Genomic DNA, 15,361 nt, shown 5'->3' on the forward strand with positions numbered 1-15,361 from the left:
TATTCAATTATTTCTTGCTTATTGCGTTTACAATAGCATAATTATCTAAATAATACAACATCCGAATATATAAAAAGACTTATCCATTTGTAAAAATAAAAACACTTATAAATCCAATTATCTCTCCTAACATTTTTACACCTACTTTACTATTTTTAGAAATATTTCTTAATCAAAGTATATCATGATTTATATTAAAGTAAAGAAATATTTTCTTTGCGTGATTATTTGGCACTCTATAAAAGCTTTAAAATAAAGGTTTGTCAAAAAAAATGTAAAAAAGAGTTAAGATTTCACCAAATCCTAACTCTTTTTGTGCTATAATAGACCGAGAAAATTAAAAAAAGAGGTGCAATATGTCGTATATTAAAGCTTTAAAAAAATTAAGAGAAGCCAAACAAATAAAACAAAAAGATATGATCCCTGAATCAAATACTCATTCAGCATATTCTAAAATTGAAAATGGAACTAATGGTTTAAGATTAGAACAACTAGAAAATATGTTTGAAGTTTTAGAAATCAGTCCAGAAGAATTTTTCCATATGAGTTACCATGATTTTGGTGTTGATAAAGTGTTGCGATCAATCAAAAAATCAATAAGAAACCCACACGACACTAATTTGGAAAAAGAATTACTAAGTAATTACTATCCCGTAGGTATTAGCATTGAAAACATGAAAAAAACACAATTAGTATATTATGTCGTATTAAAAAATGAATTCTCTACTAGACGATCTGATATACCTAAACTAACTCCTGATGAAGTGAATTATATCTGCTCGTTAATTCATAATACAACATACTACACACAGTATGACTACACTATTGCTATGAACTCATTAAAATACATGAATGAAAAACAAATTGATCATATAATAGACTGTATGTTTCCTCTACAGGATATTGAAGAACGTTTACCATTTGTGATAAACACTGCTTTTTGTATTCTAACAAATGCGATCACTTATTTTATTTACAATATGAATTATAAAAAAGCTTGGTCATACATTGAAATAGCAGACACACTTGTTCAAAATACTACAGGATATTACTCAAAAATAAATCTAGAGTATAGTAAATGTGTTGTTAAGAGATTTTTAGAAAAAGACATCAAATATATCGAACAAGCAAGATATATAATAAAAGTCACCAGAGCCATCGGTGATGAGCTAACTGCTAATGCACTAGAAGAAGAACTAAATAATTTAAATACCAAAGCAGATTATTACCTCGATATAGACAATTACACTTCCATTCCCATTAACGAATAAAAATTTTTGATTGAACGAACACTTAAGCACTGATTATCAGTGCTTTTAAATTTGCCCAATATGAACTCCAACGAAATAAAAACAAACTCCTAAGAATATCAACGTACTAAATTAAATAATCTTACAACGCTCTAAAAGAGTGAAAGAAAGTATCCTAGATATAATGTATTGGCAGTGTGCATGTTTTAATTTAGCCAGTGTCCCATAGATTTGTTTGCTTACCAATCACCCCTGTTTATGGTAATTCAATCATCTTAGTGAGTATCTCTGCTTCTTCAAAGAATGTTCTTATGGCGTTTTTATACGCCTTTTTTTATTGCTCTAGCCAGTTATGCATAGTTACTTTAGGGATTAATTCAATAGTCATTGGATCAGTTATATCTGATTCATGAACTTTCAAACCTGCATTATCAAGTTTCATTTTTAAGCCTTTTAAAAAATAAGCCTTATAGTCTGTTAGCCCGTTTGTTTGAGCTTCTTTTTCATTGGCTCTAATTTGTGCATTGACTATGTCGGAAACCTGTTGATCAATAACTGGAAGTAATGCTAAAAACTCAATGATTTCTAAACAATCAGATTCTGATAAACCTGCTATTAGTAAAGACATTGCTAAAGGCTTCAAGTGTTCTTTGTCTTTTAAGTACGCAGCAAGTAATACTTTTGGTTCAATGTCTTTAGTGTTTAGATCAGAGATTTCTTCCGTGTATTTTGCTGACGTCTTTTTATTTAATTTATCATCATCGTCGGTTGAAAAAGAGAGGGAACGTAGTGGACTTTCTTTTTCAGTGTTAATTTTATTATTGTTAATTTTAATACTGTTACTTTTATGTCGGTCGTTTTGACTGGTAGGGTACCAGTCGTTTAGACTGGTAGGGTATCCGTCGTTTTGACTGGTACCCCCTACTGGCTCAATTTTAGGGTTAGATATAAGAGTGTAGAGGTTCTTTACTATTTCATTTTTCTCATTTCGAATCGCTCTAACCGTAATATAATTACATTCAATCAATAACTTTCTGTGCTTATAAAAGCGTTTTTCACTGATTTGTAGGTCTGATAAAATTTTCCTGACACTTGGAAATGCAGAACTTCCTGCTCCTGCATAGCTAACGATATAAGCATAAATCGCTTTTGATTCAATTGTTAGTCTATTGTCTTGCATTACTATCTTAGGCATAATGCCGTATCCATTCGAGTTTACGCCTTCGATCTCTAATTTATCTTGTAACATATCATTGTTTGTTGGTGTGATTTTTTTAGCCATAGTTGATCTCCGTTTTCTATATTTTAAGAGTGTTTGATCACTTGAATTTTATACTTATTTGCAGTAAATATAGCATGTAAAAAAAAAATGAACAAGCATAAAAAAATATAAGTTATAAGTTATAGCCTAAATATGAAGGTTTAACTTATAACTTATAACTATTTAACTTATAACTTATATTCCAAAAGGAAACAATATCTTATAACTTATATTTTATTTAAAAGCCATTTATCAACGATTGTAGAAAGCGATAACCTCCGTTTTTTTAATATACTTATAAGTTATTGTTAAAAATAAAGTTATAAGTTATAAGTTATATACTGATAATAGTATTTAACTTATAACTTATAACTTAAATGGATCTGATTATTTCTTTTCCAATTGTTCAAAAGCTTCATTAATTTCAAAGCGTAAATGTTCTTCTTTTGCTATGCCAAGCTTTTGCTTTATGTAAAACTCAGCTAGTGTATCTATATATTTCTCAAAAGTGATTCTTCCAGTAATATCTTGAAATTCCTCTACATAATCTTGTAATACTGATAACTTACTTTCCAAAGCAGAAGATATCATTTTAGGGCGATTAACTTTATACCGAGGATCTTTTATAGTGACAGGACGACCTCGTTTAGACGAACTTTCATTAGTTTTTTGTACAGCAGCTGGGCTTGCTACAGTCTTAGTCAAAACATCACTACTGAAATCAAATTCACCATTTATATCAATACTTTTACCTTTTTTCGGTTTCTTTAATAGTGTATCAAATTGCTGCGGTACAATATTTTCACTACCAAATGTTGATCTATCTTCAGTCATGGTTACAGACCATCCTTTCTTATGAATTTAGATATTGTTTACGAGCTTCAACTTGATTCAAAATATCAATAAAGACTTTATGTGCACGATAATCCCACTGTTCGTAATTACCATTTTTGTTTACATTTAAATGAATGCCATCACGAGAATAGGTTTTAAGACGTTCTTGAAAGTGAATTACTGTATCAAAGACTGAAGATCCATAGAGTTCTTTTGCTTCAATCATTTTTGATTCATCGAAATCACTATCTCTTTTTAACATACATGCGAGTATTCCGATTACTTGTAAATCAATCCCATACCGTTCAACCATGAAATTCTGATAACCTACATATTTTTTAACACCATCTAATGATTCTTCTTGAGTTTGAAAAGCAATGATACTATAATCTGCAGCAACCATAGCGTTATCAGAGAATTCACTAATAGTAGGGGGGACATCAATAAAAATATCGTCATAGTTTTCTTTAAGTGGCTGCAAAAGTTTTGCTAATACTGATATTTGCTCAACTTCATCATCAAAGTTTTTGATTACAAACTTTGTAAAAGATCTAAAACTTGTATCGCATGCGATCAAATCCAAATTTTCTATAATAGGAGTCACACAGTCAGTAAGATCCATTTGTTGAAGACCAGTTGTGATAGTCTTATCAATAGTTTGAATATTACCTGTTCTAGCTAACACTTGAGAAGCATTTGCTTGTGGATCAAGGTCTACTACAAGAGTTTTTCTTTTTTTGATTACTGCATTATCATAACCTAGCATTGTAACAATTTTGGTTTTACCAACGCCACCTTTAAAGTTTCCTACTACATAAGTCGTTGCTGTCATATAGCTACCTTCTTTCAATATTTAATAACTTATTTATATTATAAGTTATTAAATATTGAAAGTCAATAAACTTATAACTTGTTTTAGTTATAACTTATAAGTTTAATTTAGAAACCTTGTTGTATAAGGAATAAGATCGATAATATATAAGTTATTTATTTAAACTTATAACTTATAAGATAAATAAAAAACTACCTTGTAAGTAAATGAGGTAGTTTGTAGATATAAAAAATGATCAAAATTCTATATTCTTTATCCATCGATACGTTTTTTAGTGCGTCTGTGATCATGAAGGTGTTGCTTATAATCATCTTGCAGCAGTAACAGATCAGAATAGACTACATCCATAGATTTACTTGCTGCTAATGATAGAGAATAGATAAAAGAAGCAGGAAGGTTCTCTACAGATCGGTTGCGTGTGATCCATGTAGCAACTGTTGATTGAGGGTAGCCGTGCAGTTCGCAAAATTGATCGACAGTAACCCCTAGTTGCTTGATAATGAATGTGTTGATAGGGTGTGGATATACATAGGTATTAGTTTTCATCGTGGGAACCTCCAATATTTTTTCGTTATTATTGCATATGCAATAATATGCGTGTGCTTAATTATACCACTAAACGTAGGGCTATCACAAAAATAAAAGAGCCCCTCTAAAATAAAAGAAGCATTCTTTGTATATTTTCAGAAATGAATTGCTATTGAATGATTTTTACTCATTCTATCCATTGATTATCTTCAAAATACTCGTTGAATACATCTTCAATTTTAGTTTGTTCTTCTTGTTCCAAAGCTTTGTATTCATCTTTTTCAAAAGGGCAGGGGAGGGCTTCATTTTCTACTTCGGACCATTTTCTGAAATCATGAATCTTAATATGCCGTATGTCCGCATAATCAATATACTGATCACCAATTAGCAATACATCCATATCCATAAATCCTCTAAAATTCCCCCATATAGGTTCCTTAACACGTCCCAATTGATCTAGGCTATTTAATTGTACTTCTAAGATTTTATTATGCTTGATTGAACGTTCTAAGCAGTATTCAATGTAATTTATGTCCTGCTGCGGCAATCGCTCTAAATCTCGTTTCGATTCTTTAGTAGATTCATTGATTCCTTCTTGTAGCTCACCGATTGCAAAGGCTGTATCCCACTTATAGGCCATACCACGATCTTGATAATCATTGTAATCGAAAAACTCTTTCTTAGTTCTCTTGCTCATGAACTCACCCCCACATTTCCTCCTGCGTGACCAGCCACAAGTCCCGATCTCGATACTGCTGTTGCACCTTCCAACAGGGAAGACGCATGTATCAAAGATTTAAACCCATATCTTTTGCGAATTGTATCGATCAAAAAATCCAATCGCTGCTCATTTACTTCCTGATCTGGATCTAAAAATAAATCCAACTGTAGAGTATCCGTTTGAACTAATTTTGAGTAAGAAACCCCAACATGTCGAACGTCCTGACCCTTATATTCTGTCCGGAACAATCCAATAATATAATCAGACAAGACTTTAGTATTGTTAGAGAGTGGGATTTTCATTTGTTTGCGCCATCCAGAACGTCCCTGACTATCGGTATAGCCCTTTGAATATCCCACAGATAAAGATATACATGCAGTTTTTAAATGGCTGCTACGGAGTCGAGAAGCCACTTGGTCAGCTATTTCTCGAAGCACAAGCTCCAGCTGGATTTGCCTAGTATAATCTCTAGGTAGTACCTGGCTATTACCAATTGATTTATCCATTTTAGCGGCGATCTTTTTCTGCCCTAAAAAGCTACGATCGATCCCCCAGGAGTGAGCATACAACTGCAGGCCCATTACCCCAAATTCTCTTTTTAGCCGATAGGGATCAGCTTCAGCAATTTCCTGAATGGTTCTAATTCCTAACCAGTTCAATCTCTTAGCTGTTCGGTTCCCTATACCACAAAACTCTGTCATTGGGCTGATTCCCCATACTTTTTCTTGTACGTCTTCATAGCGCCATTCAGCAATAAAATCCTTGCTATGCTTTGCACCATTATCCAGGGCTAACTTGGCCAACAAGGGATTGTCTCCAATACCAACAGTCACATAAATTCCAGTTTGTTCCTTTACCTTTAACTGGATTAGCTTTGCAATTTCATAAGCACTAGTGCAATTAAAAAGTTTTAGTGAGTTGGTTACATCAAGAAATGATTCATCGACGCTAAATACAGAGTGATCCTCGTCAGCAACAAAGGATTTGTAGATTTGATTGATTTCAACATTTTTCTGCATGTAGAGACTCATACGTGGTGGCACAATTAATAAGTCTTTATGAAATGGCACTTCATTTGATCTCGTAACATTAGAGATACCTAATACTTTTTTAGCAAGGGGAGACGCAGCTAAAACCAATCCTCCAGAATTTTCAGCACCACTCATGACGATTAGCATTGTTTTAAGTGGGTGCATTCCTCGATCAACACACTCAACACTAGCGTAAAAGGATTTACAATCGATACATAAGATATCTCTACTCGGCTCTTTTTCGTAGTCAAATTTCATAAACCTCACCTTTTTTAAACTGACATTGTTCTATAATTATACGAACGTTTGTTCTTTTTGTCTACTTAGATTGTCAAATTAAGTGCAACATATTCTTAAAATTTTATTGATACTAATTATTGTTTTTAAAGTCTCTGTTTTCTGCTTAGTATTTTTGATAAAATAGAAGATAATATTTTATCACCTCCATAAGTATTTTCGGTACAACGAAAGGAATTTATATAAAATGAAAATTGAAAGATTAATAGGAATTGTATTATATTTATTAAATAGAGAAAAAACAACTGCTAATGAGTTGGCAAATTATTTTTGTGTTTCACGAAGAACAATCATTCGAGATATTGATACATTATCCTTAACAGATATTCCAATCTATTCTGAGATAGGCTCTAAAGGCGGCTATTCAATCAATAAAGACTATTCAATCAATAATCGAATAATGAATCATACTGATACTGATTATATTTTACTCGCATTAAGTAGCTTGAAAGATATTTTGGGAGAGAAAGAATTATCCAGGACTTATGAGAAAGTAAAACATATCTATTCTACTGAAAGAGTTTCTCACTCCCTAATGGCTATTGATTTTTCGGTTGTTAGTGAAAATGAGCGTAACCTAGGTATAGTTTCAAGAATTAAAACTGCAATTGAAAACAATACAGTTATCTCTTTTCAATATAGTAATTCTAAAAATAAAAATCGATTAGTAACTGCTAATATTATTTATGTTTACTTTAAATGGTATTCATGGTATGCACTAGGCTATGATACAGAAAAAAAAGATTTTCTTGTTTTTAAAATTAAAAGAATATCTGATTTACTTTTGTTAGATGAAACTTTTGTTAACAACTATGATATCAAGCAGATTCTAGAAGAGAAAGAATTTGAACAAAAAAAACTAAATTCAACAATTATATTAAAGTATCAAAAAAGTTTAAATGTTACTATAGAAGAATATTTCAAGGGCGATATAATAAATGAGACAGAAAATTATTACATCAGAGAAAGCCAAATTAAAATAAATGATTTTATGACGTTTTCGATCTTGTTAGGATTAAGCGATAAAATTGAAATTCTATCACCAGTAAAATTAAAAAATAGAATAAAAGAACATTTTTTATCTGCTTTAAAATTATTATAAAAAGAGTGACATATAGTTGTCACTCTTTTTATGTTAAATTAAGATTATCAAATTAATAGGAGTGATAGCAATGAAAAAAATATACGTTTATGTATTAGATACAATGGCTGAATGGGAAGTAGGGAATATTCTTCAAGCTTTCAGTATGGAAAACATGCTCAAAAAAGGAAATGTAGAATTTGAAGTAAAAACAGTAGGTATGACTAAAGATCCTGTTCGTACAATTGGGGGTCTAACAATTACACCTGACTGTACTTTAAGTGAGATGGATGAAGAAAATATGGTTGCACTTCTTTTACCAGGAGCGGACACTTGGGCTGCTAAAGAAAATGAAGAAATTTTAAATAAAATACCAGACTATTTAGAAACAGAAATACTTGTTGGGGCAATCTGTGGTGCAACATTAGCTTTAGCAGATTTAGGTACCTTCAATAAATATAAACACACAAGTAATTCTTTAGCTTTCTTAAAGATGTTTTCAAAAAAATATACAAGAGAAGATCTTTACCAAAATGTACCTGCTTTTCGGGATAAAAACCTAATCACTGCAAATTCGGCTAGTGGTTTATTATGGGCCAAAGAAATACTAGTTTATCTAGATGTTTATTCAAAAGAAATGCTTGATTTATGGTATTTATATTTTTCTACAGGAGATTCACAATATTACATGGATTTATTAGCATTAGCATCAAAATAATTGTAAAAGTATTGTTGTTGGAAATCTTATTTCAGTTTAATATCAATTTAAAACGAGCTGCCCCTAAATTGAATCTAATTTAGAGGTTGTCTTTTTTTAGAATCAATTATCAATTAAGGTAATAAAAAGATAAGGGAGAAGAACCATGAAAAAGCAAACAAATACTACGCTTGTTACAATAGCTATTTTTGTAGCAACGTTTATGACTGCAATCGAAGGAACTATTGTATCAACAGCAATGCCGACTATTGTTGGAAGCTTAGAAGGATTATCATTAATGAATTGGGTTGTGTCCATCTACTTATTAACAAATGCGATGATGACACCTGTTTATGGGAAACTAGCTGACAGAGTTGGTCGAAAGCCAATATTTATATTTGGCGTCATTTTATTTATTATTGGCTCTTCGTTATGTGGAGTCGCGCAAAATATGGAGCAATTAATTATTTTTAGGGCGATTCAGGGGATCGGAGCGGGTGCAATAATGCCAATTGCAGTTACCATCATTGCGGATATATACCCATTTGAAAAGCGAGCTAAAGTACTTGGTCTTAATGGGTCTGTTTGGGGGATAGCAGGAATTATTGGACCATTATTAGGCGGGATGATTATTCAAAGATTAAGTTGGCATTGGATTTTTTTTATTAATGTTCCGGTGGGCATCGTTACAATGATTATCATGTATTTATTCTTAGTAGAGAAAAAAGAAGTAAAGAAAGAGCCCATTGATTATCTAGGTAGTCTCACTTTAATGATAGCATTACTTAGTTTAATGTTCGGTTTTCAAAAGTTAGGCGAAAGTATTGCACTGACACCTGTACTGGTTGGTAGTTTTATGGTGGCAATTATCTCTTTCAGTTTATTTGTTAAAATTGAAAGAAAAGCAGTTGATCCAATTATTCCATTAAACTTGTTCCATAATCAGGAGTTTGTCAAATTTAATATAGTAGCTTCTTTAGTGAGTGGTTTTTTAATAAGTGTCATGACATATATTCCAATGTGGCTACAAGGTGTACATGGGTTTGACGCTCTAAAAAGTGGGTTTGCTATGACCCCAATGTCAATTACATGGGTTTTAGGCTCATTTATTTCAAGCCAACTAATTATGAAATACTCAGCTAAAAAAATTTTAACGTTAAGTGTATTTATTGTGGGCATAGGTTCTATGTGCTTAGCTTTATCGCCGATTTCGACACCATTTTTTATATTTCTTTTAATAGCTGCACTACTAGGAATTGGTTTTGGTATCACAATTACAACAACAACCGTAACAGTCCAAAATATTGTTCCTCAAGAGCAATTAGGCGTGGCAACGTCTTTTAATACATTAGCGCGTACTTTGGGACAAACAATCATGGTTTCAGTTTATGGTATTGTACTGAACGTAACAATAGCTAATAGCTTAGTCACGGATAAGAATAAAGGCGTAAATAGTGACATGATGGATAAATTGTTGAACCCTTTAACTGCAAAAGAATTAAGTCCAGAAAAGATACCTATTTTAAAGAATATTTTATATAGTGGTATTCACGGAATATTTTTAGTAGCAGGAGGAGTAGTAATATTTGCTTTAACAATTATTTTCATAAAAACAAAGAATAAACAAAATAATTATTCTGAAAATTAGATTTATACAGCTTCTTCTCTTCCGAATGTATATAATAGTAATACTATAGTCTAAATTAAAAAATTATTATACTTTTTTCATGATGTGGTAGCAATTCACTTATTTTCTTTTCAGTATGTGCGCAGTTATTTAATTGGTTCTGGCAAAATGTAATTCTGGTAGAAAATGAGCAGAAATATACCTATCTATTGATTTAGTCTTCTTTATAAAAAATATGGTTATCCCATTGAATTAAATTTAAACACCTATTATAAAACACCTTATGAGGTATTTTATGATACATCGCTAAATTTAATTTCTGAAACTAACTTTTAAACTCTTGAAACCGAAAGTTGGTTCCTAAAGAATGTCTTGTGCTTGTATATTCTCTAAATTTGTAAATTAAAGGATCCCATTTATCAACATCTATATGGGAGTCATCATATAAGTTTTTTTTATTAACAAAAATTCCTTTTATTTCACATTCTACAATAGCGAACTTTTTTCTTTGCGTAATGTCATTCACAATTGTTTCTATTTGAATAGGACATTCTTGAATTCTAACAGTTTGAACTTCTTTTCCAACCATTTTTGTAAATCCACCTAAATCAAATTTATCGAAACAATATTTATATCCAGCTTGTCTCTTATAGTCAGGTATAGTTGGATTACCTGTTGTTTTTGCAATACGTTCAATATTTTCCCAGATACTTGCGCTAGCTAGATTGAGTGTTGCTTCACTACCTACTTTTAAATTTAAAAAACCTTTATTATGTAATCCTAAACCAATGACAATAGATTTTCCTAAAGTCCAAGTGGAACTAATAACAGTAATATTGTCCTCTTGACTTTTAATATCCTTTGTTGTCATAAGAACCACAGGAAATCCGTAATAAAAACTTTCTTTTTCAATTTTTTTAAACATATTAATCACCTCTAAATATAGTATAATCCAGATATACCTCGATACTCATCGATATATATAAGAAATGAGGAAAATATTATGACCGGATTTCCAGATTTACAAGCAACAACTAAGATTCTAGCAGATCAGTCTAGACTAAATATTCTTACTATATTAATGGACGGAAAGTTTCATAATATTCATTATTCTTTTTCATGAACTTTCCTCCTACTGATCATTTTTTTGGCATTTTAATTATTTTGTTTTACCTACAGATCTCTACAGCATAGTTAAAAATGATATTCCTCAAAATATTGGGGTACTCACATATAATAAGGACAGTATCTCAATGATGAAAAGGCCTATTCGCTCAAAAGAACTTAGTAGTGGTGAAAGTGTTCTATTTAGAAATTTGATCAATTCAATGAACAGAGAAGTTTTTAAGGCAAAAACAAGTAGAAAAAGGTCTGACAATCTATAATACAAAGACGTTGATGAAAGAAATAGTGAAAAGAACAGTCAAAGGAAAAAGTAATTTTTTATATGAGAATTATATTTAAATGTGATGAACTTACGTCTGAAACCAAAAATGAGTAGTTAAAAATCCAAGTAAAAATAATTCGACTACGACCAGTCTAATTATGGTTGGTTGTAGTCGAATGACTGCTGTGATGAGAAAAAAAGGGACGGGTATTTACTCTTATTTCTCACTAGTCTACCTTATAATAGGATAGAAATTTTTAAGACGGGTTATTTACTACCATTAATGCTGTTACCTCTTTTAATTTCATTATCTAACTCATAGGTTTTTCGAATAATTGATCTTTGATAGCAATAGTAAAAATTTTTTTGTTACACTTAAAAAAAATAGTTAATCCATTCACTATTTTTTATCATAACGTAATAATCTCCCCAGGGGATATATCATGAACGTGTACTTTTTTATATGAAGCTAAAAAAGTAACTAATTCACAAGGTTTACCAGTTAAAAAATCAAACACACCAAAATGAGTAGGGATAACTTCTTCTACATCTAAAAGTTCAACAGCTTTTGCTGCTTCATAAGGTGACATAGTATACACATCTCCTATAGGTAATAATGCTATTGTTGGTTTATACAGCTCTTTGATCAAAGTCATATCGGAAAATATATTAGTATCTCCAGCGTGATATACAACTAAACCATCTTCAAATTTTATAACATAACCCATAGGTTCTCCACCATATAAAATAGAGTCTCCATCCACATACGCACCGGAATGATCAGCATGAACGGCAGTAATTGAAATATTATCTAACTTTCTAGTTCCACCTTTATTAATAGGTAATATGTTTTTTACTCCCTTTTTTTCTAAAATAAACGCAAGTTCCCACCCAGCTACAATTGTAGCTTTGGTCTGTTCAGATAACCATATAATATCTTCAGCATGATCACGATGTGCGTGAGTTATAAAAATATAGTCTATATCTTGTATATTCTTAATAGATTCTGGACAAACAGGGTTATTTTTTATCCAGGGATCAATTAATATTTTTTTATTTGTAATGGTATTAATATAGAAACCTCCGAAGCCAATCCATTGAAATGTTATATGTTTATTCATGATTTTCTCCTTTATTAAAAACTTTATTTGCTATGTTCAATCCATTTATTGCATTTGGAAAACCACAGTATACTGATAAATGAATCATTGTGTCGAGAATTTCTTTTTCTGTCCAACCAGACTTGATAGCAGCAGCAATATGAACCTCTAACTGTTCAGGTACATGTCCTATAGCTGTTAATGCTGCAATAGTAATAAGTTCCTTAGATTTTAAACTAAGATTTCCTCTAGAATAGATATCTCCAAATGGAAATTCTACTAAGTATTTTTCAAAATCAGGTGAAATTTTTCTAAGACTTGTTCTTACTTTTGTTCCGGACTCACCAATGATTTCGTCCATTAGCTTAAGGCCAATTTCATATTTTTCTGTCATAATTATCATCTCTTTTTCTTTAATTAGAAATCTATCAAAAATTTTAATAATCTGTTGTCGCTAGCTTATTTTTAGTATACACTTAAATATAATAATGACAATACTGTCAATTAAGATACCTTATTGGGAAGGAACTTAAAATGAGAAAAACATATGAACAAATGATTAAATGTAATTGTGATACTGCGAATACTCTAGCAATCATTGGAGGAAAATGGAAAATACTAATTTTGTATCACCTTTCTAAAAGTAATAAAGGTTTTAATGAATTATGTCGTTTGCTAAGTAGTATTACGCCACATACACTAAGCAAAGATTTAAAAGAATTAATTGAGGATGAACTAGTTAAAAAAACAATTCTCCAAGATATTCCTCCGAAAACAAGTTATACATTGACTGATAAAGGAAGGGAATTGGAGACAGTATTAATAGAAATAAAAAAATTCGGACATAAATATCCAATAAATAAATATAATAATTTAGATAAATCAATCGTAGATAATTGATTATCCATATAGAACATATGGTTGTTTTCTTATAATCAGTTTTGGTGTTAGTATAAAATCTAAGACAGCTTTTCGTAAAGATTGAAATAGATTAAACTTATCTAGGGGAGACTGAATTTTTATGCCCAATATGAGGTGGATAATATCTAATAAAGTGGATAGTAGATAAAAATACTCGAGAATAAAATGTCAAAAAACATTGCGATAAAATCCAACGAATATTATCTAACCACTGAACTAACGTCATTCTCTTTTCTTTGGGTTCATGAATTTTATCTGTATAAAAAAATAAACATAACACATAAAGATTTATATATATTGGTACGAACCATGCAGTTGAAAAATCTAATCCTCTAAACAAATAAAATATACTTATCGCTGTGCCACAAAGAATTGTATAATCTAACAAAGTTCGTAAAATTCTATGTTTTTCAAAAAAATAATACAAATTTCAACTCCTCCTATAATTCATCCTTTTTGGGGATATTCACACCTATATATTTCCCTGTATTTTTGTTGAAATAAAGGTCATAATCGTGTGCTAAATGAACATTTTCTAAATGAAAGACTTTTCCATTTGAGATATCGTCGACTAGTTCTCCTAGATCACTCATATCGAAGAAATCTTCTCCTAAGTATAAATACTTTTTTCTCTCTTCATCATAAACTGCATCAGGAAATTCTTTTTTACAATATTCCCATTCAGTGTTATCGACTACAATTATATTCACTGCTATTTCAACATTTGTTGACACTACTTGTTTCATTGTTTTTCCACCTTCAGTTGTGATCCTTTTTAGTATTTTCCATTGGTAGTTTTTCGTATTCTTCTAAAGAACAAATTTTATATTCACTTTTAGGAAAGTTAGGAAATTCATCTTTTTTAGGTTTATCTGAATCTGAATTAAACATAGTTGTTAACAATAATGTTGGTAGTAATAATTCAAGCATTTCTTAACCTTCTTTCTGATCCTTTTTGAGAAACACTTTATATTTTGCATCTTCTAGTATTTTATAGGTTCCAATTGTATGAATATTTCGTTTCCTTATTAAGGTAATCACCAATAAGAGGAGCCACATCAATATAAGTGCTTTTAAATAGCATTTCAGCCATTTCAAGCGGAATTTCTACACTATTAATTTCAGACGGTATCATTCCTAAACTCAATGTATACTGGTTATCTTCAGCAGCAGTATAACTAAGGTAGGCTCCTTCTACGTTGTCTTTAATAATATTCGTTGTGGTAGTAACTAAGTAAATAGTGGTTGTTTTCATATTTTCATCTTCTTGCTCCACCCTTTTGCTACTGTTTAGTATTTCGGTTAATCCTTTTTGGTTTTCTAAATCTAAAGTGTTCCTATTTTTATTGTCTAACTCTTTTTCAAGCCCCATGTGGGTGTCTTTCGGAAAGCTCTTATTTGATCTTTCTAAATTTACTTCTTGTTTTTTCATGTTTTTCATTTCCTCCTTCAGTTATTGATCCTTTTTAGGAAACCCACATTTCTTGAGCTGCTTCATTCCAATTTTCAAAGTCATTAAGAATTACAGAAAAGTCTTCTGGCTCAAGATACTCTCTAAAGTGCTTATCTTTTAGTTCAAATGATAAAATGAAACCATCAATACTATCATTTTTATCAGCCGATATAAAAGAAAGTAGTTGCGCCATCGCACTATAATACCCTACACTTTCAAAATACTCTTTATCCTTTTTCATTCTTGTTCCTCCTACTGATCGTTTATGACAAACTCCGAAAATACAACTTTGTTTACTGTTTCTGAATTATCAGCGACAAAATCATTAACTTCCCGTTGTA

At 30.9% G+C, this 15,361-nt stretch carries 18 protein-coding genes; 5 read left to right on the forward strand and 13 right to left on the reverse strand.

Annotated elements, in window-relative coordinates; genetic code table 11:
* The first annotated feature begins 356 nt into the window (after nt 1–356).
* Nucleotides 357–1,271: a helix-turn-helix domain-containing protein gene (locus IGJ50_RS16970; protein WP_429951654.1), complete on the forward strand. Its 915-nt coding sequence runs from the start codon at nt 357–359 to the stop codon at nt 1,269–1,271.
* Between the two features lie 313 nt (nt 1,272–1,584).
* Here the strand turns inward: IGJ50_RS16970 and IGJ50_RS16975 are convergent, their stop codons facing one another.
* The 6 genes from IGJ50_RS16975 to IGJ50_RS17000 form a co-directional block, all read right to left on the reverse strand.
* A complete protein-coding gene (locus IGJ50_RS16975; protein ID WP_429951656.1) occupies nt 1,585–2,532 on the reverse strand; it encodes a helix-turn-helix domain-containing protein in 948 nt (315 codons plus the stop codon).
* A gap of 366 nt (nt 2,533–2,898) precedes the next feature.
* The gene (locus IGJ50_RS16980) at nt 2,899–3,345 is read right to left on the reverse strand and encodes a hypothetical protein (protein ID WP_429951658.1); all 447 of its coding nucleotides are present in this window, start codon (nt 3,343–3,345) and stop codon (nt 2,899–2,901) included.
* A 19-nt stretch (nt 3,346–3,364) separates the two neighbouring features.
* The gene (locus tag IGJ50_RS16985; RefSeq protein ID WP_429951660.1) at nt 3,365–4,177 is read right to left on the reverse strand and encodes an AAA family ATPase; all 813 of its coding nucleotides are present in this window, start codon (nt 4,175–4,177) and stop codon (nt 3,365–3,367) included.
* Nucleotides 4,178–4,429: 252 nt separating this feature from the next.
* Nucleotides 4,430–4,723, reverse strand: coding sequence for a type III secretion system protein PrgN (locus IGJ50_RS16990; RefSeq protein ID WP_429951662.1), 294 nt, complete (start codon nt 4,721–4,723; stop codon nt 4,430–4,432).
* A 169-nt stretch (nt 4,724–4,892) separates the two neighbouring features.
* Nucleotides 4,893–5,402 carry a hypothetical protein gene (locus tag IGJ50_RS16995; protein WP_429951664.1) on the reverse strand — a complete coding sequence of 170 codons (510 nt, stop codon included), beginning with the start codon at nt 5,400–5,402 and terminating at the stop codon, nt 4,893–4,895.
* A complete protein-coding gene (locus IGJ50_RS17000; RefSeq protein ID WP_429951666.1) occupies nt 5,399–6,715 on the reverse strand; it encodes a Y-family DNA polymerase in 1,317 nt (438 codons plus the stop codon). The genes IGJ50_RS16995 and IGJ50_RS17000 overlap by 4 nt, the downstream gene beginning before the upstream one ends.
* A 226-nt stretch (nt 6,716–6,941) precedes the next feature.
* Between IGJ50_RS17000 and IGJ50_RS17005 the strand changes: the two genes are divergently transcribed.
* The 3 genes from IGJ50_RS17005 (at nt 6,942) to IGJ50_RS17015 (ending at nt 10,180) form a co-directional block, all read left to right on the forward strand.
* Nucleotides 6,942–7,856, forward strand: a complete 915-nt coding sequence (locus IGJ50_RS17005; protein ID WP_429951667.1) for a helix-turn-helix transcriptional regulator — start codon at nt 6,942–6,944, stop codon at nt 7,854–7,856.
* Between the two features lie 70 nt (nt 7,857–7,926).
* Entirely contained in the window at nt 7,927–8,553 is a 627-nt protein-coding gene (locus tag IGJ50_RS17010; RefSeq protein WP_429951669.1) for a DJ-1/PfpI family protein, read from the forward strand.
* A gap of 145 nt (nt 8,554–8,698) precedes the next feature.
* A complete protein-coding gene (locus tag IGJ50_RS17015) occupies nt 8,699–10,180 on the forward strand; it encodes an MDR family MFS transporter (protein WP_429951671.1) in 1,482 nt (493 codons plus the stop codon).
* 304 nt (nt 10,181–10,484) lie between these two features.
* Here IGJ50_RS17015 and IGJ50_RS17020 read toward each other — a convergent pair whose 3' ends face one another.
* From IGJ50_RS17020 to IGJ50_RS17030, 3 genes are all read right to left on the reverse strand, one after another.
* Nucleotides 10,485–11,084 carry a flavin reductase gene (locus IGJ50_RS17020; RefSeq protein WP_429951673.1) on the reverse strand — a complete coding sequence of 200 codons (600 nt, stop codon included), beginning with the start codon at nt 11,082–11,084 and terminating at the stop codon, nt 10,485–10,487.
* A gap of 872 nt (nt 11,085–11,956) precedes the next feature.
* Entirely contained in the window at nt 11,957–12,667 is a 711-nt protein-coding gene (locus IGJ50_RS17025; RefSeq protein ID WP_429951675.1) for a metal-dependent hydrolase, read from the reverse strand.
* Nucleotides 12,660–13,040, reverse strand: coding sequence for a carboxymuconolactone decarboxylase family protein (locus IGJ50_RS17030; protein ID WP_429951677.1), 381 nt, complete (start codon nt 13,038–13,040; stop codon nt 12,660–12,662). The genes IGJ50_RS17025 and IGJ50_RS17030 overlap by 8 nt, the downstream gene beginning before the upstream one ends.
* A gap of 140 nt (nt 13,041–13,180) precedes the next feature.
* On the opposite strand from IGJ50_RS17030, the gene IGJ50_RS17035 reads away from it, so the two are divergent.
* Nucleotides 13,181–13,546 (forward strand): winged helix-turn-helix transcriptional regulator, encoded by a 366-nt coding sequence (locus tag IGJ50_RS17035; protein WP_429951679.1) that lies wholly within the window; start codon nt 13,181–13,183, stop codon nt 13,544–13,546.
* A gap of 461 nt (nt 13,547–14,007) precedes the next feature.
* Here the strand turns inward: IGJ50_RS17035 and IGJ50_RS17040 are convergent, their stop codons facing one another.
* The 4 genes from IGJ50_RS17040 to IGJ50_RS17055 all read right to left on the reverse strand — a co-directional run bounded on the left by IGJ50_RS17040 (nt 14,008) and on the right by IGJ50_RS17055 (nt 15,261).
* Entirely contained in the window at nt 14,008–14,313 is a 306-nt protein-coding gene (locus IGJ50_RS17040; RefSeq protein ID WP_429951680.1) for a hypothetical protein, read from the reverse strand.
* A 13-nt stretch (nt 14,314–14,326) separates the two neighbouring features.
* Nucleotides 14,327–14,497 (reverse strand): hypothetical protein, encoded by a 171-nt coding sequence (locus IGJ50_RS17045; RefSeq protein ID WP_429951682.1) that lies wholly within the window; start codon nt 14,495–14,497, stop codon nt 14,327–14,329.
* Nucleotides 14,498–14,558: 61 nt separating this feature from the next.
* A complete protein-coding gene (locus tag IGJ50_RS17050; protein ID WP_429951684.1) occupies nt 14,559–14,999 on the reverse strand; it encodes a hypothetical protein in 441 nt (146 codons plus the stop codon).
* A gap of 34 nt (nt 15,000–15,033) precedes the next feature.
* Nucleotides 15,034–15,261 (reverse strand): hypothetical protein, encoded by a 228-nt coding sequence (locus tag IGJ50_RS17055; protein WP_069640180.1) that lies wholly within the window; start codon nt 15,259–15,261, stop codon nt 15,034–15,036.
* Between the last annotated feature and the right edge of the window lie 100 nt (nt 15,262–15,361).

Source organism: Enterococcus sp. AZ101 (genome assembly GCF_050499005.1).
Lineage (GTDB): Bacteria > Bacillota > Bacilli > Lactobacillales > Enterococcaceae > Enterococcus_L > Enterococcus_L ureilyticus.